This is a genomic window from Peribacillus sp. SIMBA_075, assembly GCF_046534585.1.
Map to the genome: position 1 here is coordinate 1 of NZ_JAWRYN010000950.1, position 259 is coordinate 259.

At 32.0% G+C, this 259-nt stretch carries 1 pseudogene; it reads left to right on the plus strand.

Going from position 1 to position 259, the window contains the following annotated elements:
- Positions 1-3: 3 nt before the first annotated feature.
- Positions 4-259: pseudogene (locus tag SB775_RS31070) on the plus strand (ribonuclease); the annotation flags it as partial.

Here is a 259-nt window from a genome sequence, read left to right on the forward strand (position 1 = left end):
TATATGAAGTTTCGAAATACAAAGCTTGCTATGGTTACACTATCTTCATTTTTTATTTTAGGTACTGCATCTCTATCATTCACAGATATCATACACGGTGAAGTAGCTTCTGCATCACCACAAGAGATTACTGTAAAAAGCTATGATGATACATATTATAATAATGCAATAGGAAAAACGGGTTTAGAATTAAAGAAGGAACTTCATAATATTATTGATGATCATACAAAGTTATCATACAGTGCGGTTTGGGAAGCAC